The organism is Aeribacillus sp. FSL K6-1305 (genome assembly GCF_038050115.1).
GTDB lineage: Bacteria > Bacillota > Bacilli > Bacillales > Aeribacillaceae > Aeribacillus > Aeribacillus composti.
In genome coordinates, this window is record NZ_JBBOQV010000002.1 from 1,655,358 (window position 1) to 1,681,127 (window position 25,770).

Annotated in this window: 25 protein-coding genes and 1 riboswitch; of the genes, 18 read left to right on the plus strand and 7 right to left on the minus strand. The window is 39.7% G+C overall.

Annotated elements, in window-relative coordinates:
• Positions 1–34: 34 nt before the first annotated feature.
• Positions 35–135, minus strand: a riboswitch (guanidine-I (ykkC/yxkD leader).
• Positions 136–187: 52 nt separating this feature from the next.
• Positions 188–1,120, minus strand: a complete 933-nt coding sequence (gene cysK, locus NST97_RS17915) for a cysteine synthase A (RefSeq protein WP_063386604.1) — start codon at positions 1,118–1,120, stop codon at positions 188–190.
• Between the two features lie 126 nt (positions 1,121–1,246).
• On the opposite strand from cysK, the gene thpR reads away from it, so the two are divergent.
• From thpR to NST97_RS17940, 5 genes are all read left to right on the plus strand, one after another.
• Positions 1,247–1,801 carry an RNA 2',3'-cyclic phosphodiesterase gene (gene thpR, locus NST97_RS17920; protein ID WP_063386605.1) on the plus strand — a complete coding sequence of 185 codons (555 nt, stop codon included), beginning with the start codon at positions 1,247–1,249 and terminating at the stop codon, positions 1,799–1,801.
• 24 nt (positions 1,802–1,825) lie between these two features.
• Positions 1,826–2,203: a CidA/LrgA family protein gene (locus NST97_RS17925; RefSeq protein WP_311067008.1), complete on the plus strand. Its 378-nt coding sequence runs from the start codon at positions 1,826–1,828 to the stop codon at positions 2,201–2,203.
• A gap of 9 nt (positions 2,204–2,212) precedes the next feature.
• Positions 2,213–2,899, plus strand: a complete 687-nt coding sequence (locus tag NST97_RS17930; protein ID WP_186439324.1) for an LrgB family protein — start codon at positions 2,213–2,215, stop codon at positions 2,897–2,899.
• Between the two features lie 24 nt (positions 2,900–2,923).
• On the plus strand, positions 2,924–3,688 hold the full coding sequence (locus NST97_RS17935; protein WP_339194614.1) for an NERD domain-containing protein: 765 nt from the start codon (positions 2,924–2,926) through the stop codon (positions 3,686–3,688).
• 198 nt (positions 3,689–3,886) lie between these two features.
• Positions 3,887–4,681 carry a phosphotransferase family protein gene (locus NST97_RS17940; RefSeq protein WP_082829584.1) on the plus strand — a complete coding sequence of 265 codons (795 nt, stop codon included), beginning with the start codon at positions 3,887–3,889 and terminating at the stop codon, positions 4,679–4,681.
• Here NST97_RS17940 and NST97_RS17945 read toward each other — a convergent pair.
• A complete protein-coding gene (locus NST97_RS17945) occupies positions 4,665–4,943 on the minus strand; it encodes a YtzH-like family protein (protein WP_339194616.1) in 279 nt (92 codons plus the stop codon). The two genes, NST97_RS17940 and NST97_RS17945, sit on opposite strands and share 17 nt — an antisense overlap.
• Before the next feature lie 118 nt (positions 4,944–5,061).
• On the opposite strand from NST97_RS17945, the gene trmB reads away from it, so the two are divergent.
• Positions 5,062–5,703, plus strand: coding sequence for a tRNA (guanosine(46)-N7)-methyltransferase TrmB (gene trmB, locus NST97_RS17950; protein ID WP_339194619.1), 642 nt, complete (start codon positions 5,062–5,064; stop codon positions 5,701–5,703).
• A 119-nt stretch (positions 5,704–5,822) separates the two neighbouring features.
• On the opposite strand, the gene NST97_RS17955 is transcribed toward trmB, so the two are convergent.
• Both NST97_RS17955 and NST97_RS17960 read right to left on the minus strand, forming a co-directional pair.
• The gene (locus NST97_RS17955; protein WP_339194622.1) at positions 5,823–6,605 is read right to left on the minus strand and encodes an arginase family protein; all 783 of its coding nucleotides are present in this window, start codon (positions 6,603–6,605) and stop codon (positions 5,823–5,825) included.
• Positions 6,606–6,654: 49 nt separating this feature from the next.
• The gene (locus NST97_RS17960; protein WP_063386612.1) at positions 6,655–6,969 is read right to left on the minus strand and encodes a PepSY domain-containing protein; all 315 of its coding nucleotides are present in this window, start codon (positions 6,967–6,969) and stop codon (positions 6,655–6,657) included.
• A gap of 145 nt (positions 6,970–7,114) precedes the next feature.
• Here NST97_RS17960 and NST97_RS17965 point away from each other — a divergent pair, with 145 nt between their 5' ends.
• The 5 genes from NST97_RS17965 to ytpR all read left to right on the plus strand — a co-directional run bounded on the left by NST97_RS17965 (position 7,115) and on the right by ytpR (position 10,597).
• Positions 7,115–8,188 (plus strand): M42 family metallopeptidase, encoded by a 1,074-nt coding sequence (locus NST97_RS17965; protein WP_063386613.1) that lies wholly within the window; start codon positions 7,115–7,117, stop codon positions 8,186–8,188.
• Between the two features lie 24 nt (positions 8,189–8,212).
• Positions 8,213–8,734, plus strand: a complete 522-nt coding sequence (locus tag NST97_RS17970; RefSeq protein WP_341343531.1) for a DUF84 family protein — start codon at positions 8,213–8,215, stop codon at positions 8,732–8,734.
• Positions 8,735–8,825: 91 nt separating this feature from the next.
• The gene (locus NST97_RS17975) at positions 8,826–9,143 is read left to right on the plus strand and encodes a thioredoxin family protein (RefSeq protein WP_063386615.1); all 318 of its coding nucleotides are present in this window, start codon (positions 8,826–8,828) and stop codon (positions 9,141–9,143) included.
• 33 nt (positions 9,144–9,176) lie between these two features.
• The gene (locus NST97_RS17980; RefSeq protein ID WP_063386616.1) at positions 9,177–9,995 is read left to right on the plus strand and encodes a DUF1444 domain-containing protein; all 819 of its coding nucleotides are present in this window, start codon (positions 9,177–9,179) and stop codon (positions 9,993–9,995) included.
• Entirely contained in the window at positions 9,992–10,597 is a 606-nt protein-coding gene (gene ytpR / locus NST97_RS17985) for a YtpR family tRNA-binding protein (protein WP_063386617.1), read from the plus strand. The genes NST97_RS17980 and ytpR overlap by 4 nt, the downstream gene beginning before the upstream one ends.
• A 101-nt stretch (positions 10,598–10,698) precedes the next feature.
• On the opposite strand, the gene NST97_RS17990 is transcribed toward ytpR, so the two are convergent.
• On the minus strand, positions 10,699–12,150 hold the full coding sequence (locus NST97_RS17990; RefSeq protein ID WP_339194629.1) for a YfcC family protein: 1,452 nt from the start codon (positions 12,148–12,150) through the stop codon (positions 10,699–10,701).
• Between the two features lie 418 nt (positions 12,151–12,568).
• On the opposite strand from NST97_RS17990, the gene aceB reads away from it, so the two are divergent.
• Both aceB and aceA read left to right on the plus strand, forming a co-directional pair.
• Positions 12,569–14,131, plus strand: coding sequence for a malate synthase A (aceB, locus tag NST97_RS17995; RefSeq protein ID WP_412674458.1), 1,563 nt, complete (start codon positions 12,569–12,571; stop codon positions 14,129–14,131).
• Positions 14,132–14,160: 29 nt separating this feature from the next.
• Positions 14,161–15,444 (plus strand): isocitrate lyase, encoded by a 1,284-nt coding sequence (gene aceA, locus NST97_RS18000; RefSeq protein ID WP_063386619.1) that lies wholly within the window; start codon positions 14,161–14,163, stop codon positions 15,442–15,444.
• 69 nt (positions 15,445–15,513) lie between these two features.
• On the opposite strand, the gene NST97_RS18005 is transcribed toward aceA, so the two are convergent.
• The gene (locus NST97_RS18005) at positions 15,514–15,735 is read right to left on the minus strand and encodes an IDEAL domain-containing protein (protein ID WP_063386620.1); all 222 of its coding nucleotides are present in this window, start codon (positions 15,733–15,735) and stop codon (positions 15,514–15,516) included.
• Positions 15,736–15,965: 230 nt separating this feature from the next.
• On the opposite strand from NST97_RS18005, the gene NST97_RS18010 reads away from it, so the two are divergent.
• Positions 15,966–16,538, plus strand: coding sequence for a competence protein ComK (locus NST97_RS18010; protein WP_341343532.1), 573 nt, complete (start codon positions 15,966–15,968; stop codon positions 16,536–16,538).
• Between the two features lie 181 nt (positions 16,539–16,719).
• Here NST97_RS18010 and NST97_RS18015 read toward each other — a convergent pair whose 3' ends face one another.
• Positions 16,720–17,100, minus strand: coding sequence for a hypothetical protein (locus tag NST97_RS18015; protein ID WP_341343533.1), 381 nt, complete (start codon positions 17,098–17,100; stop codon positions 16,720–16,722).
• Positions 17,101–17,252: 152 nt separating this feature from the next.
• Here NST97_RS18015 and NST97_RS18020 point away from each other — a divergent pair, with 152 nt between their 5' ends.
• The 4 genes from NST97_RS18020 to addA all read left to right on the plus strand — a co-directional run bounded on the left by NST97_RS18020 (position 17,253) and on the right by addA (position 25,770).
• Positions 17,253–17,870 carry a TVP38/TMEM64 family protein gene (locus tag NST97_RS18020; protein WP_340786055.1) on the plus strand — a complete coding sequence of 206 codons (618 nt, stop codon included), beginning with the start codon at positions 17,253–17,255 and terminating at the stop codon, positions 17,868–17,870.
• A gap of 10 nt (positions 17,871–17,880) precedes the next feature.
• On the plus strand, positions 17,881–18,387 hold the full coding sequence (gene lepB / locus NST97_RS18025; RefSeq protein ID WP_063386623.1) for a signal peptidase I: 507 nt from the start codon (positions 17,881–17,883) through the stop codon (positions 18,385–18,387).
• Between the two features lie 158 nt (positions 18,388–18,545).
• On the plus strand, positions 18,546–22,049 hold the full coding sequence (addB, locus tag NST97_RS18030; RefSeq protein WP_340881052.1) for a helicase-exonuclease AddAB subunit AddB: 3,504 nt from the start codon (positions 18,546–18,548) through the stop codon (positions 22,047–22,049).
• The gene (gene addA, locus NST97_RS18035) at positions 22,039–25,770 is read left to right on the plus strand and encodes a helicase-exonuclease AddAB subunit AddA (protein ID WP_341343534.1); all 3,732 of its coding nucleotides are present in this window, start codon (positions 22,039–22,041) and stop codon (positions 25,768–25,770) included. The genes addB and addA overlap by 11 nt, the downstream gene beginning before the upstream one ends.

The window sequence follows — 25,770 nt, forward strand, 5'->3', positions numbered from 1 at the left end:
CAATCAAAAAAGCCTGCGAGAAACCATAAGGTCATTCTCCCAGGCTTTTATCCTTCCGTGTACACAGCAATTTGTGCGTTTTCTCTCGGACCAGTCCAAGCGAACGGCACTTGCGGAACCCTAGAAAACTTTACATAATTAGATTCAATTATCTCACAGAAACAGCAAGAAGGCAATTTATAAACGGTTATTCAAATAAGAACAAATCGCTTGATAAATAGCGTTCGCCTGTATCAGCCGTCATGCACACGACAACATCATCAGGAGATAATCTTTTTGCAACTTGAATTGCGGCAAAACATGCAGCACCTGATGAAGGTCCCACTAATATAGCTTCTTCCTTGGCGAGTCTGCGGGTGATTTCGTACGCTTCATCGTCCTTCACTTTGTGTATTTCATCATAAATGTTCGTGTTTAATGTTTTAGGGATAAAGCCAGGACTTGTTCCGACAAGTTTATGCTTGCCAGGACTGCCCCCGGATAAAACAGGTGACCCAGCAGGCTCGACAACGTGAATGGTCATCTCAGGAAAATATTTTTTTAACGTTTCTCCCGTGCCGGTGATTGTTCCTCCTGTTCCAGACGTTGCAACAAAAGCGGAAAGCGGTTTTCCTATTTCTTTCATTGCTTCGACAATTTCTAAAGCTGTTGTTTTCCGGTGGGCATCTGGGTTGGCAGGGTTTTCAAACTGCATCGGTATGAAGCTGTTCGGTATTTCCTTTACCAGTTCTTGCGCCTTTTTAATCGCACCGGGCATTTTCTCGTCCCCAGGCGTTAATACAACTTCAGCTCCGTATGCTTTCAGCAAATTGATCCGTTCTTCTGTCATGGTGTCCGGCATGACAATAATTGCCCGATATCCTTTGGCGGCCGCATTCATGGCGAGCCCAATGCCAGTGTTGCCGCTTGTCGGTTCAATAATTGTAGCTCCCGGTTTTAACAAACCTTGTTTTTCAGCTTCTACGATCATATTATAAGCAGCTCTGTCCTTAACGCTGCGGGTAGGATTAAAATACTCAAGCTTTACATAAATATCTGCGCCGTTTTTCGGGCTAATTCTGTTTAATTTGACTAATGGAGTTTCTCCTATTAAATCAGCGATATTATGAACTACGCGCATTCAAAACACTTCCTTTTGATATAGTCCATCCATATCATATCATAATTTATACGGACAGAAAAACTCGGATATACAAAGAATGCGCAGTTTTTGCTACAATATGTTCGAAAGTGAGGATAGAAAAAAATGCAAAAACATTATTTTCTTGCATTGGATGTTCCGATTGAAACGGCAAAAAGTATTACAAAATGGATATCAGCGAATCAAGATCGGTGGCACTTTTCGCGTTACGTCCATCCTTTTGACTATCATGTAACATTAGTGTTTTTAGGGAATGTTGATGCAAAGAGGCTTGCTTTGCTGTCAGAAAGCTTGCTTGAGCCCTGCCGGAAAATTCCGTCTTTTTCACTTGAACTTTCAGAGGCAGGAATTTTTGGGAAACGGGAACATCCGCGAATTTTATGGGTAGGCGTGAAAGAAAACGAGTTATTATACCAGTTGCGAAATGAAGTTTATAATACGTGCAAAGCTTTCGATTTCTCTTTAGATGAACGTCCGTTTAGACCTCATATTACTGTCGCCAGAAAATGGGAAGGACAGCTTTCATTTTCCTTGGAGGAGAAAAGCGCCCCATATTTGTTAAACGAACATTTTCATGTGGGTTCTGTTACTTTATTCCAAACGAATATTGACCAAACGCCTAAATATGAAGCGATCAAACAAATTCCACTTGGAGGATAATGAGAGGAGTAAGGGGTAAAAAAATTGAAAATATTTAATTTGATATGGCAAATAGGTTTGTTGTATGTCATTTATGTTATTGGCACGTTCCTTCAAAAATTGTTTCATTTAATGATTCCAGGAAGCATTATAGGCATGTTGATTCTTTTCGCTCTTTTGCATTACGAGCCTTTTCAAAATTTAGTGAAAGACGGGTGCTCTTTTTTAGTCAAGCATCTTGCCCTTTTATTTATTCCTGCGACAGTTGGGGTGATGGAATATTTTTCGCTGTTCCAATCAAAAGGTATCTTGACAGTATTCATTGTCATTATTAGCACGGTGCTGGTGATGTCCATTTCATCTTTCGTCAGCCAGATGACCGCTGCCAAAAAAAAAGCAGGCTGCTGGGCAGAATGGGAGTGATCAAAGCTTATGAAAATAATAGTCTCCATCTTAATGATACTTGCTACAGTGCTGATTTATTGGCTAATGGTTAAATTGTACAATAAAATCCATATTCCATTATTAGTTCCGATTGCCACTTCAACATTTGTCATCATTAGTTTATTGATTACATTTCATATTTCGTATCATACGTACATGTATGGAGGAAAATGGATTGATGAGCTTCTAGGCCCTGCCGTAGTCGCGCTGGCATTCCCGCTGTACAAGCATCGATCAACATTGAAAAAGTACGCTGTATCAATTGTTTTGAGCGTTGTCGTCGGCACGATTATCGGGCTGTGTTCAGGAATTATGATGGCTGTTTTATTCGGAATAGATAAGGAACTGATTCTTTCGCTTGCGCCCAAATCGGTCACTTCGCCGGTAGCTATGGATATCACAGACATAATTGGAGGTAATCCTACCCTTGCTGCAGTTTATGTCATGATAGCAGGAATATTTGGTGCGATGTTTGGACCTTATTTATTGAAATTACTTCGCATACATCATCCAATTGCTATTGGGATCGGATATGGTACAGCTTCCCACGGAATTGGCACAGCGAGGGCAGCAGAATACGGCAGTCTGGAAGGAGCAATCGGTTCGATTTCGATGACGTTAAGCGCTATATTTGCTTCCATTATCTGCCCGTACGTTGTTCAGCTATTTTTGTAGAGATAAAGAGGAGATGACGCGATCTTGGCTCAGTTGATTAAAATGGAGGATTATATATCAAGGTATGAAATAGATCTAAATCGTTATGCCAATCAATTTATCCGCTTGAAAAAACAACAGTGGGAAGAAATTAAAAAAAGGTTTGAGAGTATCCAATTTGCTCATTCAACCTTAGATAGTGAAAAACAATTATTTTTAGATCGGATTTTCAACTCCCAGCTTGTATGGGCAAGCTCTACCATTCGGGAAATTTCCCCGATGGATGAAGCTTTTGAAAAGGATTCGCTGCTCAAATATTTTTTGCAGCGGTTTCCTGACACTTATTTTGTCATGTATTATCCGGTTTTTCTTATTAAAAAAGCCTCTGTCCAAGGAGAAATTATCATCATTCGGCCAACAGATATCGTATGCCTTACCGCATTAGAATATAAAGAAAACAACGTATTAATCGGTACAAAACAGAAATTTTGGCTGAAACGGGACGATCAAGGCGAGAAAAAAATATTATCTCCCATTATCGGATTGGAGCGGACAGCAAATATAGTAAAACAGATTTTATCAAATGCGGAGGTTAACTTTCCAATTCGAAAAATATTATTAAACAGAACGGGATATATACATGCTTCAGAGCTGCCGGCAGATATTGAAATAATTGATGTGAGAAGCTACGACGACTGGTTTCAAAATATGCGGCGCCAGCCTTCTCCTTTTAAAAATATGCAACTAAAAGCTGTAAAGGCTCTTTTAGCATCATGTGCAACAAATGCGGTAAAACGATTTAATGAATGAATTTTTTGAAAATGTTCGATTACATGTTGTTCTTTATGGAAGTATGAGGGTATGTTTTTACTTTTTCTTGACGAAAAAGACTGTTAGAAGATAAAATTTATAATGGATAGCTATTGGAAACATCTCATTCAATTCAATAGCTGTCTTTTTTATTGCGCAGGGTGAATCTACTAACGAAATGTGGGCTTGAAATTGAAGGTGAATTGGTTGGAAGACGTATTAGGTAGCGATTGGGAAATATCTCCGGCAGGAGGAGCGACAGGAGAAGCCTTTTATGCTGAAAAAAATGGAAAAAAACTGTTCTTAAAACGCAATTCTTCGCCGTTTTTAGCTGTTTTGTCAGCGGAAGGAATTGTTCCTAAGCTCGTTTGGACGAAAAGAATGGAAAACGGTGATGTGATTACGGCGCAGCATTGGCTAAACGGGCGCGGTTTAAAACCGAAAGATATGAAAAACGAGCACGTTGCGGAGCTCCTAAAGAAAATCCATCGGTCGTATGAACTACTTGATATGTTAAAACGTTTAGGAAAAGAGCCGCTCTCGCCTGAAACGCTGCTCGAAAATGTAAAAAAAGCAGCGAATTTGGAGCTTTTGGAGCTTCCGGTTATTCGACAAGCACTATGTTATTTGGAACAAAACGTGACAGAGGTGCAGCATAAAGAAGCTGTTGTTTGCCATTGTGATATTCATCATAACAACTGGCTTTTATCTGAGGACAACCAATTGTATTTAATCGATTGGGATGGAGCAATGATTGCCGATCCGGCGATTGATTTAGGAATGCTGTTATATACTTACATTCATGAAAGTGAATGGGATGAATGGCTGAAAAAATACGGAGCTGATTTAACGGACGATTTAAAAGTTCGCATGCATTGGTATATGTTAGCTCAAGTCATTTTGTCCATCTCTTTTTTGAGAAAGAAAAACAATGAAAAAGAAATGGCGGAGCAGCTGGAATTTTTAAATGCTTTGCTTAGGAAAGGGCATTGATATCCTCAAGCCATTGAGTCAACTGCCCTTGATGTGAGGCGATAAAATCGGTTATATCGCTGGAATTTTTCCCGTTTTTGCAATAAGTATATATTGTTTCAAGCGATTGCTTTAACTGATCATTAACTTCAGCATTGGCCATTAATGACCGAATGAGGCGCTCTAATTGCTCATATTCCGCTACTGATCCGCAGCATTCACTTTCATGTTCAGATAAAATATCTTTCAGAAGCATCAGTTGATCACGATAATTCAATTGCATTCATTCTCACCCCATTTCTTTATTGATTAGAATATACATCATTTCGATTTCTATACAATAAAGAGCCGTTCAGTATACGGCTCTTTTGACATAGTAAAAAAATAAACAGAGGTGGAATATGCGTTTAAGAAATAAGCCTTGGGCCGGAGATTTTTTAAGAAATCATCCCCAATTTGTTATACAGCAGCCTTTTGAATGGAAAGGGAAATGGAACGATTTGTTCGGGAATGAGCATCCCGTTCATATAGAAGTCGGCACCGGCAAAGGACAGTTTATTGTCGGTATGGGGAAGCAAAATCCGCATATTAATTATATCGGCATTGAGCTTCAGGAAAGCGTCCTCGTCTCGGCTTTAAAAAAATTAAAAGAAGAGGAACTTCCGAATGTAAAGCTTATGAACATAAATGCGAGCCAGTTAGCTGAAATTTTTGCGAAAGGCGAGGTTGAGCGAATCTATTTAAATTTTTCAGATCCTTGGCCAAAAAAACGCCATGCGAAGCGGCGCTTGACACATCATTCCTTTCTTTCCATTTTTGAGAGCATTTTAGCTGATGAAGGTGAAATTCATTTTAAAACGGATAACCAAAGGCTGTTTGAATATTCGCTTGTCAGTTTTTCCGAATACGGATTTTTATTGAAATGGGTAAGTTTAGATCTTCACCAAAGTGATTTTACAGACAATGTAATGACGGAATACGAAGAGAAATTTTCCAAAAAAGGACAAAAGATTTATAGGGCGGAAGTGAAATTGCGAAAGTGAAAATTCGGTAAAGACAAACATCCCTGCACGATAGTGTGCGGGATGTTTTTTTGATAAAAAATGGAATTTTCGAGGGATGAATCTTCTGCACTCTTCAGTCTTTTACTTAAGCAAAAACTTTAGGGGAATTGATTTGTTTCGTACACGTGAGGATTCCGTAAGCACATTTTTAAAATGTTCAGATTTATCGTTTCATTTTTATTCATCATTCGATCTTCGAGAAAAGAGAAAGCCAGTCTTTTACGCGGCGCCTCGCCGCAAACATCGAGGCCGATCACTTTTTTTTCATTTAATATTGTCCGCAAATAAAAAAGCAATGTCGCAGCACTCATTGTACCTTGGTCCCAGTTTGTCACCGCCTCCCCTTTTTTTAAAACATCTTTGTCGATGCTAATATAAACAAAATCATTTTGTATTTGTTGAATTTGTTGTAAAATATACGGATGATTTTCAGGTGTATACGGGATGACCTTGACTTTTTCTATTTCTTGTTTTTCTGTCCATTTTGGACCGATGATAATGGCTTTTGTTAAAAAAGGATTGTCTTTTAGCGCAAAAGATAACCATGAGCCGCAAGAAATTGGCATGTTCCTCCCGATTGCAGAATCGTCTAAGTCTGTATGATGGTCAAATAGAAGAAGGGTAAACGGAAGTTTTATTTCATTCAACAGGAGATATGTAACATAGTGATAATCGCCGCTGCCGATGAACGTAATTCCTTTTTGCTTGCGGCTCAACAGCTTTCTTTTTATTACTTTTAACGATTGTCCGTCACAAAACAGCCGGGTTCCTTCTAAATCAGTGAAATCAATGCATTCGTGAGAATACGATTGTAATTTTCTTTGATAATGGTATGTTTCATCAAAATGTAAAATCGTCACACCTTTTTTAACAATCCCCATTTTTTTCACTCCCCAAAGAGACAAAGAAATTTGTTTTCTCTGTTTCTTGTTAAGAGGAAAGCTGATTTACATGTAAAATGGTTCCGCTCGATGCATCGACAATAACTTCAAACTGTTCAGTTTTCCCTTTATAAAAACGGCTGATTCCTGCCTCATACACTTTATAAGATATATCATTTTTTTCATAATCTTGCGGGATGGTGTAAATCCAGGATCCGTTGATCGGGCCTTTTTGTTTAAAAGCTTTTTTCACCGATTCAAGTGCTTTTTCCGGCGAAAGAAACGGCTTTTTATATTCGTTTTTTAATACATATCCGACGGCAATCCCTGCTGCGAAGCCGATCAGGAAATTTTTCCATTTCACAATCTTCCCTCCTTAAACAATTTACTATTAGTATAACGCAGTTTTGTTACATTTGTGGAATATACATTCATCATTCGCTAAAATAAGTTTATACATATTTTGTGTACGTGATGGTCTAAATTAAGCTAAAGAAGGGGATATAAACATGAACAACGAAACGTTGGATTTATTTAAAACATTAACAGAGCTGCCGGGTGCATCAGGCAATGAACACGCTGTTCGCTCATTTATGCGCAAAGAGCTAGAAAAATATGCAGATGAGATCGTTCAAGACAAACTCGGCAGCATTTTTGGAGTGAAAAAAGGCAGTGAGGATGGACCAACTATAATGGTTGCAGGCCATATGGACGAGGTAGGCTTTATGGTCACATCTATTACAGAAAATGGAATGATCCGCTTTCAACCGCTGGGAGGATGGTGGAGTCAGGTTTTGCTGGCGCAGCGCGTGCAAATTATAACTGAACGCGGTCCGGTGATCGGCGTGATCGCATCCATCCCTCCGCATTTGCTCAATGAGGAAGTTCGGAAAAAGCCGATGGAGATTAAAAATATGCTGATTGATATCGGCGCTGATAATCGCTCAGATGCGGAAGCCATAGGAATCAAGCCAGGACAGCAAATTGTTCCGGTCTGCCCGTTTACGCCGATGGCTAATTCGAAAAAAATTTTGGCAAAAGCTTGGGACAACAGGTATGGATGCGGGCTGGCCATTGAGCTGTTGAAAGAAGTGAAAGATGAAACATTGCCAAACGTTTTGTATTCTGGAGCGACTGTCCAGGAAGAAGTAGGGTTAAGGGGAGCGCAAACGGCCGCCAATTTGATTAAGCCGGACATCTTTTTTGCATTGGATGCGAGTCCTGCCAACGACATGAGCGGGGACAAAAACGAATTTGGTCAGCTTGGAAAAGGAGTTCTGCTGAGAATTTATGATCGGACAATGGTCACTCATCGGGGAATGCGGGAATTTATTCTTGACACAGCTGAAACAAACAATATTCCATATCAATATTTTACATCCCAAGGCGGAACAGATGCAGGCCGAGTACATATTTCTGGCAGCGGTGTGCCTTCAGCGGTAATCGGAATATGCGCCCGATATATTCATACTCATGCTTCGATGATCCATGTCGATGATTATTTAGCAGCAAAAGAATTGCTTGTGAAGCTCATAAAAGCTTGCGATCGATCCACTGTTGAAAAAATTAAGCAAAACGTTTAACATAAAACATTCCGGAGGGCAAAAATGAATGTCGCAATCGGATCGAAAAACCTGGCGAAAATCAATGCGGTGAAGGAGACCTTTTCTCTTTTGGAAGAGAAGAACATGGAATTCATCTCAGTTGATGTTCCATCCGGGGTTTCAACACAGCCATTTTCCGATGAGGAAACATTGCAGGGGGCATTAAATCGGGCAAAAAATGTCTTTGAAAAAGTTAAACCGGATCTTTCGGTTGGTCTTGAGGGGGGTGTGGATGTTACACCTCGCGGATTGTTTTTATGCAATTGGGGTGCATTAATTGATAAAGATGGAAATGAATATATTGCTGGAGGGGTGAGAATCCCGCTCCCGAATGAATTTCTTGAGCCTTTGAAAAAAGGCTTGGAGCTTGGAGATGTAATGGATGCATATGCGAAAAAAAGAAATGTGAGACATCGAGAAGGAGCAATCGGAATCTTTACAAACGGCTTTATCGACCGGAAAGAAATGTTTGCACATATCATGAAGCTGTTAATAGGACAATATCAATTTTCCAAAAAAAATTAACTTTGATCGGCTCAGGCATGCGAGTTAGTAGCTTTTTTTGCTGAGATTTGTTACGATGCCAATGAAAAAAGATAAAAGGAGACTTTTAGAGATGGAAAACATTCAATCTGTTGATCATTTTTGGGAGCTTACGAAAGGAAAAAATGCTTTATTTGTATTTTCGGCTGATTGGTGTCCAGATTGCGGGTTTATTAAGCCGCATCTTCCTGAATTGGAAAAGGAGAATCCGCAGTTCGCATTTTATTATGTCGATCGGGATGAATATATCGATTTATGCGCAGAATTAAATGTTTTTGGCATCCCAAGCTTTATCGCATTTAACGAGGGAAAAGAGATCGGACGCTTCGTCAGCAAAGATCGGAAAACAAAAGAGGAAGTTCAGCAATTTTTAGATGGCTTAAATCTTTAATATAAAGAAAATAAAAAGGAGATGATCAGCCTTATGAATTCTGAACAAATGGTCGAATTGTTAAAAGAGAAGTTAAATGATTACTCATTTCACTTTTCATTTAATCGAAAAAAGGATACGTTAAGAATCGAAGATCCAGAATTGAAAAAAGGGCTGACACTCTCCTTGCCAGGTATTATTTCAAAATGGAACGAAAAAAAAGAAAAAGCGATTGATGAATTCGTTTATTACATAACCGAGTCTCTCTCAGCTATGAAAAATGAAGGTGCATTAAGCGGCAAGGAAAAACAGATTTATCCTGTCATTCGCTCAACTTCCTTTCCGGTTGAGTCGAATGGCGTTCCTCTTATTTTTGAGGATCATACTGCTGAGACCCGCATTTATTATGCCCTTGATCTCGGAAATTCGTATCGCCTAATTGATGAACAGATGATGAAGAAGGAGAATTGGACGCGCCAGCAATTGAAGGAAATGGCTGCCTTTAATTTGCGTTCATTGCCGACAAAAGTAAAAGAAGATAAGGTCGCAGGCAATGTTTTTTATTTTTTTAATTCAAATGACGGCTACGATGCCAGCAGGATTTTAAATGAGTCAATTTTAAAAGAATATGAATCAAAAGTTCAAGGGGATATGACTGTCAGCGTCCCTCATCAAGACGTGCTGATCATAGGCGACATTCGAAATGAAACGGGTTATGACGTGCTGGCACAGCTGACGATGAGCTTTTTTACAAATGGGAGGGTGCCGATTACGGCTTTATCCTTTATTTATGAAAACAAAAAGCTCGAACCGATCTTTATTTTGGCAAAAAACCGCAGAAAACTGACGAAAGGAGACGATGACAAGCAATGAATGTATTTTACAATAAAGAAGGAATCGGCGATGTACTCATCATCTCTTTAAAAGATATACCGTATGAACAGAAGCGGTTTGAAAGAAAAGGAGATGTTGTAAAAATATTTGATGCTGAAACTAATGAAACAGCAGGCTTCAACATTTTTCAGGCAACTTCTTATTTTTCGCTTGACGGAAACGGCCAATTAGATGTAACGGCAGAAATGGTGGAAAAGATCAATCAAACAATTGCGCAAAACGGTTTTTCAGATAAGCTGGAGGCGGATTTATCACCGAAATTTGTCGTTGGCCATGTATTGGAAAAAGAAAAGCATCCGAACGCTGACAAATTAAGTGTATGCAAAGTCGATGTGGGGGATGAAGTGCTTCAAATTGTTTGCGGGGCACCGAATGTTGCGGCTGGACAAAAAGTTGTTGTTGCAAAGGTAGGAGCGGTTATGCCAAGCGGAATGGTGATAAAAGAAGCTGAACTAAGAGGCATTTCCTCGAGCGGCATGATCTGTTCGGCAAAAGAATTAAACCTGCCCAATGCACCAAAAGAAAAAGGGATTCTTGTATTGGAAGATAGTCGAAAGCCAGGGGAGCCGTTTTTTAAGTAAAAATGCGATAAAATTTCAAAAAAACACGCGGAAAACATTTTGTTTGCCGCGTGTTTTTTATATGATGATTTATTAATTTTTGACTCATTTTAAATCATGATTCAACCGTTCCACTGAATGAAATGAGCGGTGATCAGGAAAATAGCAGATAATCCAAACCAAATTAAAAATAATGGTACATAAAAGCGAACCCATTTTTGCCATGAAACTCCAGCTAGTGCTAGTGCAGCCATAAAATATCCTGAAGTTGGAAATAATATGTTGCCTAGCCCGTCTCCAAATTGGTAGGCCAAAACAGCTGTTTGTCTCGTAACTCCGATTAAATCAGAAAGCGGAGCTAAAATCGGCATAGTAACTAATGCTTGTCCGCTGCCTGACGGAATTAAAAAGCTAAATAGCATTTGGACAATAAACATCCCGATGACACTAAATGTTCCTGGTATTTCGCCTACTATCGTTCCTAGTGTATGGACAATGGTGTCCATTATTTGTCCGTCTTCCATAACTACTGATACTGCTCTGGCAATACCAACAATGATTGCCCCAACTAAAACTTCACGAAAACCGTCATTAAATGCTTCGCAAATATCGTTTAATGTTAATCCAGCGATCAGACCTACAACCACACCCATTATAATGAACAGTCCAGCCATTTCTAACATAAACCAGCCTTGAGTTAAAACACCGTACACTAATAAGACAAAAAAGGATAACAAGGCAAAAGAAGCAGCTTTTTGTTTTTTATTCATTTCATTCCTTTTGGATACAGATTGATTGAAGTACATATTCCTTTTAGCATGATCGTCTTTATATACTAAGCTTGCTTCAGGATTCTTTTTAACTTTTTTAGCATATTGCATAATGTAAATCATTCCTGCTAAAACAAAGACAACGAAAGCCGCTATGCGAAATTCTATACCTGAGTATATTGGAAGTCCTGCAATTTTTTGACCTAAACCAGTATTAATCGGGTTAAGAAAGCCTGTCATAAAACCAGCAGTAGTTGCAACTAAAGCAACCGCCGCCGCCACCATTGAATCAAATCCTAAAGCAATAAATAGGGGGAGAATTACAGGTATATAAACTAAACTAAGTTCTTGCGTTCCAATTAAACTGCATATAATTGCGAATACAGTCATTAAAACTGGAATTAACACAATACCATTGGAAGCAAATGTTTTTGCTAGTTTCTCTACTCCTATTTCTATAAGTCCTGTTTTTCGAATAACGGCAAATGTACCGCCGATGATCAAAGTGAAAAAAACGACATCACTTGCTGCAACTAATCCTTTTGGGACTGCCATCATAAATTCAACAGGACTTACAGGTGCTGCTTCAACAAAATCAAATGAGTTTGGATCAATCGTTGTTCTTCCTTCAGGTCCTGGAATACGTTCATAAACGCCAGCAGGTACAAAATAAGTAGCGGCTGTAGCAAGAATTATTAAAACAAACAATATGACATAAATATGAGGCATTCTTAATTTCTTTTTCTCCAATTGTGGTTTTTGATTAATAAAAGCTGCATTTTTTACACCTTTTTCAGCTTCCATTTTTTATCCCTCCTCCTCTGTTTGTGACACTTTATGTTCGTTTTTATAACATAATAATTTGTGGTAGCTATTCTGTCATTGGTTATTTTCACTGAAAATCAACTATTTTTTTGTAAAATCTATTAAATTTTACAATTATTTTAATTTGAAAAACGAAATCATGTTATAAAAAATAACATAAAATTATTTAAGTTTTCAAAAAGTGCTGATTGAGATAGAGGTATGGATCGGATGTACGAGCGAAAAAGGGAAGTTAATAAAAACTTATTGAATGTGATAAGAAAACGAAAACAACGAATTTTCAAAAAAGTCTTCCAATCTGTATTAATCTGTTATATATTAAAAATGTAATTTAAAAACTGTTTTATAACAAGGTAGGTGAGGAAACGTGAAGGCTAGTGCAGCATCTAGGCTGGAAGTGAAGGGAACTCTTCTGCCTTCTTACAGGGAGATTTTAACGAACGAAGCCCTTCAGTTCGTTGAAAAGCTTGAACAAACATTTGGTTCAAGAAGAATCGAGCTGCTTGAACTGAGGAAAGAACGGGAAAGGCGAATTAATGAAGGGGAGAAGCCGTCGTTTTTAAAGGAGACGGAACATATTCGAAAAGGGGACTGGACGATACCGCCTGTTCCAAAAGATTTGCAGGATCGCAGAGTTGAAATTACTGGACCTGTCGACCGGAAAATGATTATCAATGCCTTAAATTCAGGCGCAAAAGTTTTTATGGCGGACTTTGAAGATGCCACATCACCGACTTGGGAAAATATTGTGGAAGGACAAATTCACTTAAGGGATGCGGTCAACAAAACGATTGAATATGTGAATGAAAACGGAAAGGTATATAAGCTGAATGAAGAAACGGCAACGCTGATCGTGCGGCCGAGAGGACTCCATCTAGAAGAAAAACATGTCCTATTGGACGGAAAACGGATTTCAGGCAGTCTGTTTGATTTTGGCCTTTATTTCTTCCACAATGCAAAAGAACTGATCAAAAGAGGAAGCGGACCTTACTTTTATTTGCCGAAGCTGGAAAGCCACTTAGAAGCCAGATGGTGGAACGATGTTTTCTGTTTCGCGCAAGATGAATTGGGGGTAAAGCGGGGGACGATTAAAGCGACCGTTCTGATTGAAACGATATTGGCCGCGTTTGAAATGGACGAAATATTATACGAGCTGAAAGAGCATTCAGCTGGATTGAATTGCGGCAGATGGGATTATATTTTCAGCTATCTGAAAAAATTCCGAAACGATCAAAACGTCATTTTACCTGATCGGGCGCAAGTAACGATGACGGTTCCGTTTATGAGGGCGTATTCTCTGCTCGCGATTAAAACGTGCCATCGCCGGAACGTTCATGCCATTGGAGGAATGGCAGCGCAAATTCCGGTTAAAGATGATCCGGTGAAAAATGAAGAGGCGTTCCAAAAAGTGCGCGCTGATAAAGAGCGGGAAGCGAAAGATGGACACGATGGCACATGGGTGGCACATCCTGCGCTTGTACCGGTTGCCAAAGAAATTTTTGACCAATATATGAAACAACCTAACCAGATTGATAAACAGCTAGATGTTGAGATTTCAGCAGAACAGCTTCTTGAAGTCCCGGAAGGAACAATTACAGAGCAAGGATTAAGAACGAACATTGATGTCGGCATTCGTTATCTTGCATCATGGCTTTCTGGAAGAGGAGCTGCACCTATCCACAATTTGATGGAGGATGCTGCAACGGCAGAAATTTCAAGGGCACAGGTATGGCAATGGATTCGTCATCCAAAGGGGGTGTTGGAGGACGGACGGAAGGTTACAATAGAGCTTTATGAAAAAATTAAGCAGGAAGAGCTGGAAAAAATAAAACAAGAGTTTGGTGAAGAAGCCTATCAAAAAGGGCGTTTTGATGAAGCGGCGAAATTGTTTGATGAGCTTGTGAGAAATGATGAATTCGTAGATTTTCTGACGCTTCCAGGCTATGAAAGATTAAATTAAAAAATATTTCAAAAAAGGGGAGAGAAAAGATGACATTACAAGAAAAAGCGAGACAATTGCAAGAAAGCTGGGAGAAAGATGAACGCTGGAAAGGGATTACACGCCCTTATTCGGCTGAAGATGTGTTGAAGCTTAGAGGTTCCATTGAAATCGAATATACTCTTGCCAGAAGAGGAGCAGAAAAATTTTGGAATTTAATGAAAACTGAGGAATACGTAAATGCCCTCGGAGCTTTGACAGGAAATCAAGCTGTCCAACAAGTAAAAGCCGGATTAAAAGCAATTTACTTAAGCGGCTGGCAAGTGGCAGCAGATGCTAATCTTGCGGGGCAAATGTATCCGGATCAAAGCTTGTATCCTGCTAACAGTGTGCCGCATGTCGTAAAGCGGATTAATCAAGCTTTGCAGCGGGCAGATCAGATCCATCATATGGAAGGGGATCATTCAATTGATTGGTTCGTTCCAATTGTTGCGGATGCTGAAGCTGGATTTGGCGGTCAGTTGAACGTTTTTGAATTGATGAAGGCGATGATTGAAGCAGGAGCAGCTGCTGTTCACTTCGAGGATCAATTGTCTTCTGAGAAAAAATGCGGCCATTTAGGCGGAAAAGTTTTGCTCCCGACACAAACAGCTATTCGCAATTTGATTGCTGCAAGACTGGCTGCTGATGTGATGAATGTTCCGACTGTTATCATTGCTCGTACTGATGCCAATGCGGCTGATTTGATCACAAGCGACATCGATGACAGGGATAAAGAGTTTATTACTGGGGAACGGACACAGGAAGGATTTTTCCGCACTCGCGCTGGTCTTGATCAAGCAATTGCTAGAGGTTTGGCATATGCGCCATACGCAGACATGATTTGGTGTGAAACATCTGAACCTAATTTGGAAGAAGCACGGAAGTTTGCTGAGGCTATTCATAAAGAATTCCCAGGCAAGTTATTGGCATATAACTGCTCACCTTCCTTTAATTGGAAGAAAAAGCTTGATGACGATACTATCGCACGTTTCCAAAAGGAAATTGCTTCTTACGGCTACAAGTTCCAATTCGTTACTTTAGCTGGATTCCATGCATTGAATTACAGCATGTTTGAACTTGCACGCAAGTATAAAGATCATGGAATGGCTGCCTACTCTGAACTTCAGCAAGCCGAATTTAGAAGCGAACAGTATGGTTATACAGCAACACGGCATCAGAGGGAGGTTGGAACTGGTTATTTTGATGAGGTTGCCCAAGTGATTACTGGAGGTACTTCTTCTACAACCGCTTTAAAAGGGTCTACGGAAGCTGAACAATTTACCACAACTTAATTGACTGGCCATAATCATTACCTTCACATAGATTGAGCCAATCCTCTGGGATTGGCTTTTTTTTATCATTTAACGCACCCATTTCGCATATTCTTTGGATAGCTCCATAAATTTTTCTCTATCTTTTCGGTCCAGAGCATCATTAATTTTGTCTTCCAGCATTTTTTTTCGATGATTGAACCATGCTTCGTCCAGAATCATTTGGATGTATACATCCATCATGAAGTTTTCTGGATTTTCTTTCACAGAACGGGTCTTCATCAGTTCGGAATAAGATTTCCGGTTTTCCATAACCCATCACCTCTGATGCCTTTTTTATATTATATGGATTTCGGAAGGAAAAATCAACTTATAATTTGTAATTTTTAGAAAAATTATATTAACAATAACATCTTGCCTTGATCTAATGCTTTGTATTTAAAAATTTTAAAAAAAATATAGAAATTTTGGAATTTTTATGATAAATTTGAATCAGTGAAAAAGAACTATTATATAGAAAAAATTAGGAGGTAAGAATTCTAGTGAGTACGAAGCAGTTTGAGGCAGAAAAATGTATTGTAAATGGGGAAACAATGGCAATTTTGCCTTTTAGAAAAGAACATCACTTGTACGCTAAAATTTTGGAAACTAGCGGAGAGCGCATAGTACCTATTCGACCTGTTTATGTTATTGATCAAAGCTGCCGTTATTATGGTTCAAGCTTTAAAGGAAGAGTTGAAGGATCAAAAGGGCTGCTTGGCATAACAAAAAAGCTTCCGATTGTCATTGATCCTGCCAATTCCCTTTATTTTTTTCCTACTCATTCACCCGCAAGGCATCAGTGCGCCTGGTTTTCCCATTCCCACATTTCCCGCTTTATGAAAACAGATTCGAATTGTACGGAAGTCATATTCCGTAACGGTCAGAAAATAGTTGCTGACATATCTCCATCTTCTTTTTCCCATCAATTTTATAAAACGGCACATCTTCGAACGATTATCTCTTCAAGAATTGAGCAGGAGCAGCGCCGCATGAACACAATCTTTTTTCCGAAGGAGCAGCATGCATATATTTATGAACAGCTCGTTCGCGAATTCAGAAAAGAAGATGGATAAGCTTTATCTTCCGGCACGCAAGCTGTCAATTTGCGTGCTTTTTTCCGTGTTAGAAAATGGGGGAGATTTCATTTTTTCTGTTATAAGGGGACAGGCATTCAACGGGCGAAACAAATAGTCCTGTCCCCTCATCTTCTGTAGCGAACGGTTTGGCCGTTGTCTTTCTTTTAAGATAAAAAGTCTAAGAGGTTGGAATGCCAGATTTTTTTTCAGTTTTAAACAAATAATGTTCAATCAGTTCATTTACTTTGTTTCGGATTCTTGGGTTGAAGTAGCTGTGATGTTCTTCATAGCCGTTATAGTAGAAAGTGTACGTTGTGAATGCTTCATCCTGTTTGGCTTTTAAAACTTTCACCTTTTGCCTGCGCAATTCTTTGCGAACTTCTGCCAAATCTTTTTGTACAAGCTTTAACGCCTCTTCAATTAAATGCAAATAAGGATCTTTCAGTTTGAATGGACTTTTTTTTACGATATTCATGTCTTTGTTCAACACCGTAGCAGTCATCGGCAAGTAGATTGACTGTTCAATCAAATGGCGAATGTTGGATGGGATTTTCGACATAGGAATACCTCACTTCGAATAAGAACATATGTTCTATATTTTATTATAAAACAGGAAAATAAATCATTTCAATTAATTTTTTTCGGCAAAATTTTCAACTTACGCTCAAAAGGTGTAAAATAAAAAGAGATGTTGAAGTAAGGAGTTAAGATATGGATGTCATTGCATTTTTCGATTCCATTACATTAGAAGATGTTGAACGATTCTTTAAAGAATACCGAGCGCTCGGACCTCTTCCAGGGATTCTGCTTCCGATGCTTGAGGCTTTTTTTCCGTTCTTGCCTCTTATTCTGTTTGTAATTGCGAACGCTAATTCATTCGGACTTTGGTTCGGCTTTTTGTACTCGTGGATCGGTTCATCGGCAGGCGCATTGCTCGTGTTTTTTTTAGTGCGAAAGTTTGGCCGGAAGCGTTTTTTAAATTTTTTAAGCAGACATGAAAAAGTAAGACGAATGATGAACTGGGTCGAACGGCACGGCTTTGCTCCTTTATTTTTAATGCTCTGTTTCCCTTTTACGCCTTCTGCGCTTGTAAATGTAGTAGCCGGCCTTTCCAAAATCAATGTGTGGCAGTTTGCGCTCGCTGTTTTATCAGGGAAGCTCGTGATGATTTTTATGCTTAGCTTATCAGGGTATGATTTACGGGAGCTGATTGAAGAGCCCGCCCGGTTGATCATTGTGTTTGTTGTGATGGCGCTCATGTGGTTTATCGGAAAAAGGATTGAGCAGCGTTTAAATGTTTCGTTAATTAAACGAAAAGATAAAAAGTAGGTGAAGAGCCGTGAGGAAAAAACGAGTTATTGCGGGAATCGTCACTTCAGCTCTTTTATCAACCGTTTTAATTAAAAATATTGCGTTTGCCGCGTACACTGTTGATGGCGTATCGATGCAGCCCACCTTAAAAGAAGGCCATCATTTTTATATAAATAAATTGACGAATCGGTTTAATAAAATTGAACGGTTTGACATTGTCGTGTTTCAGATGCCCGGCGAAAAGCAAGTTTTGGTTAAAAGGGTCATCGGCCTTCCAGGAGAAAAAATTGAATATCGAAACGATAAATTATATGTGAATGGGAAATATGTACCGGAACCATTTTTAAAGAAAAATAAAGAAAAAGTATATGGAAATCCGATCACAGGGAATTTTACATTAAAAGAAATAACTGGAAAAGAAGCGGTGCCGGAAAAATGTATTTTTGTCATTGGCGACAATCGGTTAAACAGCAGGGACAGCCGGCATTTTGGCTTTGTTCATGAAAAAAATGTGATCGGAGAGGTAAAACCGTAAACGATGATTCCTATTAGTTGGAAATTCGGATTGTCCGAATCGATGGATTTTCAAAACCATTTACAGTAAAATAAATGTATTCATAAACACGAAATCAGAATGGGACAAGAAAATTGTCCCATTTTCCGTTTGGATGCCTTCTGAAGGGGGGAGATTTCATGGGTATTAAGTTTTTGGTCGGTTCATCCGGCACAGGAAAAACGACGGCAATCTTAAACGAAATTAGGGAAAAATTAAAAGAAGATCCGTATAATGGAAAACCTATTTTGTTTCTTGTTCCAGATCAAATGACTTTTCAAATGGAATATGAACTGATGAAAACTCCGGAATTAGAAGGAATCATTAGAGCACAAGTATTGAGCTTCAACCGTTTGGCGTGGAGGGTGCTGCAGGAGGAAGGAGGCATCAGCCGTACCTTTATTTCCCAAACAGGCATGAACATGTTTCTTCGAAAAATCATCGAAGAAAAAAAGCACGAATTTAAAGTGTTTTCCAAAGCCAGTGAAAAAAAAGGCTTTATTGAGCATATCGAACAGATGATTACAGAAATGAAAAGATATATCATCAGTCCAGATATGCTGGATGATCAAGTAAAAAAATTAGCGGAAAGCCATGATCATAGAGAGCGGATTCTTTCCGATAAATTGAAAGATTTGGCGGGCATCTATCGTTCCGTGGAAAAATTATTTGCTGATAAATACATAGATTCAGAGGATTATTTGCAGCTTCTTTCAGAGAAGATTTATGAATCAAGCTACATGGACGGAGCGGAAATTTATATCGACGGCTTTCACAATTTTACGCCTCAAGAATTGCAAGTAGTCGAATCGATGATGAAAACAGCTTCTTCTATAACAATTGCTCTCACATTGGATAAACCGCCTGAAGAGGCCGTTGCCGACGAGCTTCATTTATTTTACATGACGGCTGAAACCTTTTCTTTGCTGAAAAAAATGGCTGAACGAAATAATATTTCCATTGATGAAGTAGCATATATGACTGACCGGAAACGTTTTATTGAAGAGCCGTCACTTGTTCATCTAGAAAAAATGTACTCTTCCCATACTCCCGAACCTTTTCACGGAGACAGCGCGATTGTATTTATGCAAGCGGTGAATAGACGCGCCGAAATTGAAGGGATTGCTAGAGAAATTATCCGCCTCGTTCGGGATGAGGGAGTGCGATTTCGGGAGATTGCACTGCTTATTAGAAACATGTCCGATTACAGAGATTTGCTGGAGCAATTGTTTCAAGATTACGAGATTCCTTTTTTTATAGATGAAAAAAGCTCAATGACATATCATCCGCTGATCGAATTTATCCGCTCGAGCTTGGAAGTCATAACCGGAAACTGGCGGTATGAAGCTGTTTTCAGAACGATTAAAACAGAATTTCTTTACCCGCTAGATGCCGATAAAGCCGAAATGAGAAAAGAAATGGATCAATTGGAAAATTATGTGCTTGCCTACGGTATTCAAGGGAAAAAATGGACGGATCAAGCCGGCTGGACGTACAGGAAGTACCATTCATTCTATGGCAACGACAAAAAGACAGATGAAGAAGAGGAAATAGAAAAACGGATCAATCAATTACGGAAGCTGATTGTGGAGCCTCTGCAGGCATTGGAAAATAAGATGAAACGCGCCAAAACCGGCAGGGATATGGCCGAAGCGCTATATATGTATTTAGAACAAACAAAAGTGCCTGATAAGCTGGAGCTTCTTCGTCTAGATGCGGAAAATGGAGGGAACTTGATTGAAGCAAGGGAGCATGATCAAGTTTGGAATGCTGTGATGGAGCTATTGGATGAATTTGTAGAAATTATGGGCGATCAGGAAATTTCCATTCATTTGTTTAGGGAAATGGTCGAAACCGGAATGGAATCGATGAAATTTTCTCTCGTTCCGCCGGCCATTGACCAAGTGATTGTCGCAACACTTGACCGGTCACGTTTATATGGCATTAAGACGGCATTTATTGCAGGAGCAAATGACGGAGTGCTTCCAGCAAAACCGGTGGAAGACGGAGTTTTAACAGATGATGAAAGAGAGCTTCTATATCATAATGGAGTGAAGCTTGCGCCGACAGCTCGAAGAAAATTGCTGGATGAAAATTTTTTGATTTATTTAGCGCTCGCGTCTGCTAAGCAAAAGCTGTACTTATCGTATTCTTTGGCGGATGAAGAAGGAAAAGCGCTCATGCCGTCTATTATTGTCAAACGGTTAAAAGAAATATTTCCAGATGCTAAGGAAATGATCTCTCTTAATGAACCGGAAAGTGAGGAGGCGGAAGAACAGCTTTCTTTTATTGTCAGTCCGAATGTTTCTTTGTCTGTTTTAACTTCAAAATTGCAAAATTGGAAAAAGCAGTATCCTCTCCATGAGCTGTGGTGGGATGTTTACAATTACTTTGTATATGATCAAGAATGGAGCAGCAAAGCGAAAAAGGCGATTGCCAGCCTGTTTTATTCAAATACAGAAAGACCTTTATCCGAAGAGGTAAGCAGAAAATTATATGGACGGAAAATACAAGGAAGCGTTTCAAGGATGGAGCGGTTTCGGGCATGCCCTTTTGCCCATTTTGCTTCTCACGGCTTAAAGTTAAAAGAACGGGAGTATTACAGATTGGAAGCGCCGGATATCGGCCAATTGTTCCATGCTGCATTAAAGCTGATGGCAGACCGGCTTCAAAGCATGAAAGTAGAATGGCGCGAATTAACAAAGGAGAACTGCGAAAGACTTGCTCATGATGCAGTCGAACAGCTGGCGCCGAAGCTGCAAAAAGAAATTTTAATGAGCACAAACCGCCACTATTATATTAAACGCAAGCTTCAAAATATTGTTGCCCGCGCATCAAAGGTTTTAAGCGAACATGCAAAAGCAAGCGGTTTTGTCCCAATTGGTTTAGAAATATCATTTGATGAAAAAAGCAAGCTCCCCCCGTTCCGATTTAAGCTTGAAAACGGATGTACGTTGGAGGTCGTCGGAAGGATAGACCGAGTGGATAAAGCGGAAAGTTCGAAAGGTCTTTTGCTTCGCATCGTCGATTTTAAATCGAGCGACAAAACATTAAATTTGGCAGAAGTGTATTACGGCATTGCGCTGCAGATGCTCACTTACTTGGATGTTGTCATTTCCAATTCTCAATCTTGGCTTGGCGTAGAAGCGACTCCAGCAGGGGTGCTGTATTTCCATATTCATGATCCGTTCATACAGTCCCCAGATTTATTAACGGATGATGAAATAGAAGAAGAAATTTTGAAGAAATTTAAAATGAAAGGCTTGCTGCTTGGAGACGAAGAAACGGTGCGGTTAATGGATCAAAAATTGGAAAGCGGCTATTCCAAAATCGTTCAAGCCGGCATAAAGAAAACCGGGGAATTTTATGCAAATTCTCAAATCGCCAGCGAGGATGAATTTCATGCATTACGCTCGTATATCCGGCGCGAATTTAAGCGGATCGGTACGGAAATAACAGACGGAAATATTTCCATTGCGCCATATAAAATGAAAGAGAAAACGCCTTGCACCTTTTGTTCCTTTAAATCGGTCTGTCAATTTGATGAATCGATTGAAACGAACCGTTTTCGCATATTGAAAAGCTTAAAAGGGGAAGAAGTGCTGCAAAAGGTAAGAGAGAAGGTGGATTCAGATGAAGAATGAGCTGAAAAAGTTAGAAAAAGGCCAATGGACCGATGAACAATGGAAAGCGATTGTTGCCGACGGACAAGATATATTAGTGGCGGCCGCTGCCGGATCAGGGAAAACGGCCGTTCTAGTTGAGCGGATTATTCGCAAGCTGACCGACAATCAGCATCCTGTAGATGTGGACCGGCTGTTAATCGTAACGTTTACAAACGCTGCGGCTGCAGAAATGCGCAGCAGAATTGGCGAAGCGCTGGCAAAGGCTTTGCGAAACCAGCCTTCTTCCCTCCATCTGCGCCGCCAATTAACCCTTTTAAACAAAGCGCAAATATCAACATTGCATTCTTTTTGCCTGCAAGTTGTTCGCAAATTTTATTACAAAATTGATATTGATCCCGGGTTTCGAATAGCGGACGAAACAGAAATGGAACTGTTAATGGAAGATTGCATGGATGAATTGTTAGAAGAAGAATACGGAATGGAGCATAATGAACTATTTTTCGAATTAGTTGACAAATATACAGGCGATCGCTCAGATGATGAAATCAAAAAAATTATTAGATCCATTTATGAATTTGCTAGATCTAATCCATTCCCGGAAAAATGGCTTGATGAAATGGTGCAAATGTATGACATAGAACAAGCTGAATCATACGAGGACTTGCCGTTTTTTCAATATTTACGGAAGGATATAGCGATACAGCTTTCCGGAATAAAGGATTTGTTAGCGAGAGCTCTCGACATTACGAAATTGCCGGGCGGCCCCTCTCCAAGGGCTGAAAATTTACTCGATGACATGAAACAGGTGGAAAACATTATAAACGCTTCATCGTGGCAGGAGCTTGCCGAGCAAATGAGAGCTTTTCAACCGACACGCGCCAAGGCATGCAGGGGAGAAGAATATCGAAAAGAGCTCATTGATGAAGTGACGGAAATGAGAAAGAAAGCGACAAAGGAAATAGAGAAATTAAAAAATGAGCTTTTCTCCAGGGATATTCAAAACCAACTGCTCGATTTGAAAAAAATGAAGCGCACAATGATTTGTTTAGCCGACTTGGTGAAAAAATTTGCTGTCCGGCTGGAAGCAATGAAAAAAGAAAAAGGAATTGTCGATTTTTCGGATCTTGAGCATTATTGTTTACAAATATTAACAGAAAAAGATGAGAAAGGAAATGTTGTTCCGAGTGATGCTGCTTTGTTTTTTAAACGACAATTTCAAGAAGTATTAGTGGATGAATACCAAGATACCAACTTGGTGCAGGAAGCGATTTTAAAGCTGGTGTCAAAAGATCATGAAGCGGAAGGAAATCTATTTATGGTCGGCGATGTAAAACAATCCATTTATCGTTTCCGGCTGGCTGAACCGTTATTGTTTTTGGCGAAATATAAACGGTTTACCTCCAGCGGAACGAATTCCGGCTTGCGCATCGATTTAGCTAAAAATTTCCGCAGCCGAAAAGAAGTTTTGGACGCCACAAATTTTCTTTTCAAACAATTGATGGGAGAGACTGTAGGCGAAGTCGTTTATGATGAGGCAGCAGAATTGAAGCTTGGCGCACGTTATCCAGAGAACAGTAGAATGAATACAGAGCTCCTCCTAATAGACCGCCGGAAGGAGGAATTAGCAGAAAAAGAAGAAATAATGATTGAATTTGATGAAGAAGAATTGGAAACGGTGCAGCTTGAAGCCCGCCTTATGGCGAAAAAAATAAAAGAGCTTATTCAGGAAGGCTTTCCTGTTTACGACCGAAAGCTTGATCGTACGAGACCTGTCACATACAGAGATATTGTGATCCTGCTTCGTTCGATGCCTTGGGCGCCGCAAATCATGGAAGAGTTTAAGCAGCAAGGTATTCCGGTGTATGCGAATTTATCAACAGGATATTTTGAAGCAACAGAAGTGGCCATTATGCTTTCGCTTTTAAAAATTATCGACAATCCTTATCAAGATATTCCGCTCGCTTCTGTGCTGCGTTCGCCAATTGTCGGCTTAAGCGGAAATGAACTTGCCATCATCCGTCTTTATAAGAAAAACGGTGCGTATTTCGATGCACTTGAATCATTTTTGCAGCAAGAAAAAGCCCATCATAGCGAGCTTTATCAGAAAGTAAGCGAATTTGTCAGCCGGCTCAATCAATGGCGGAACTTGGCGAGAAAAAGCTCCGTTTCGAATTTAATTTGGCAATTGTACCGTGATACCCGCTTTTTTGATTTTGCAGGCGGAATGCCCGGCGGAAAGCAGCGGCAGGCCAATTTAAGGGCATTATATGACAGAGCAAGGCAATATGAGGAAACGTCCTTTCGGGGATTGTTCCGATTCCTGAGGTTTATTGAAAGAATGCAGGAACGGGGCGATGATTTAGGAGCAGCAAGAGCTTTAGGAGAACAGGAAGATGTTGTCCGAATTATGACGATTCATTCAAGCAAGGGGCTTGAATTTCCGATTGTTTTCTGTGCAGGTTTATCTAAACGATTTAATATGAAAGATTTGACCAAAAAATATTTGCTCGATAAAGAATTAGGATTTGCCTCGCTGTTTATCGATGAAAAAAAGCGGATTGTGTATCCTACTCTTCCTTATATAGCTGTAAAAAAGAAATTGAGAATGGAAATGCTTTCGGAAGAGCTTAGGGTATTGTATGTGGCTTTGACTAGAGCAAAGGAAAAGCTGTTTTTAATTGGCACAGTGAAAGACGGAGAAAAAAAGTTTAAAGAATGGGAGCAATCATTCACTCACCGCGAATGGCTGCTTCCAGATTACGATCGTTTAAAGGCAGTATGTTATTTAGATTGGATCGGTCCTGCTGTCATCCGTCATAAAGATGCGGCAATTTTACGAGAAGAAGAAAGAGAAGCAGCGGATGAAATCTTCTCTTATCCGGTGAAATTGCAAATTGATGTGATTCCTGAAGAAAAATTAAAAGAGCAAAATGAGCAGGCAGCGGTTATGATGGATGAAAAAATGGACGCTTTGAGAAATTTCGTTCCTGTTCAGTCAACAAGTAGCTTTGCCAACCAAGTGCAAAGTCAGTTGTCCTGGAGCTATCCTTTTTCAGATGCAGCCTCTCTCCGGTCGAAGCAATCGGTGACGGAAATCAAAAGAAGACTTCAATTTTCGGATGAATACAGCGACATTTCCATAAAGAAGAAAATACAAGGGAATTCCTCGTACAAGCGTCCGAAATTTATGCAGGCAAAATCTCTTACAGCAGCAGAAAAAGGAACGGCCATGCACACAGTGATGCAGCATTTGCCATTGGGTGAAGACTTGACGGAACAAACGATTCGACAAACCGTGCATTCTCTCGTGAAAAAAGAAATATTAACGGAGGAGCAGGTGGAAGCGGTCAATGTAGAAGGAATTGTGCAATTTTTTGAATCACCGCTGGGTAGACGCCTAAAAGGCGCAAAAAAAATTTTTCGCGAGATCCCTTTCAATTTGGCAGTGCCGGCGAACGAAATTTACGAAAAAGGAAGTTCTCTCAATACTGAAACGGTCATCGTTCAAGGTGTGATCGACTGCCTTTTTGAAGATGACGATGGGCTCGTTCTGTTAGATTACAAAACGGATGCGGTAAAGGATCGTTTTCCATCCATTGAAAAGGCAAAGCCGGTGCTTGCTTCTCGATATGAATTTCAAATTGACTTGTATGCAAAGGCGGTAGAGTCAATCTTAAAAAGACGAGTCGATGATCGGTATTTATTCTTTTTTGATGCAGGGCTCATCATAAAATTATAG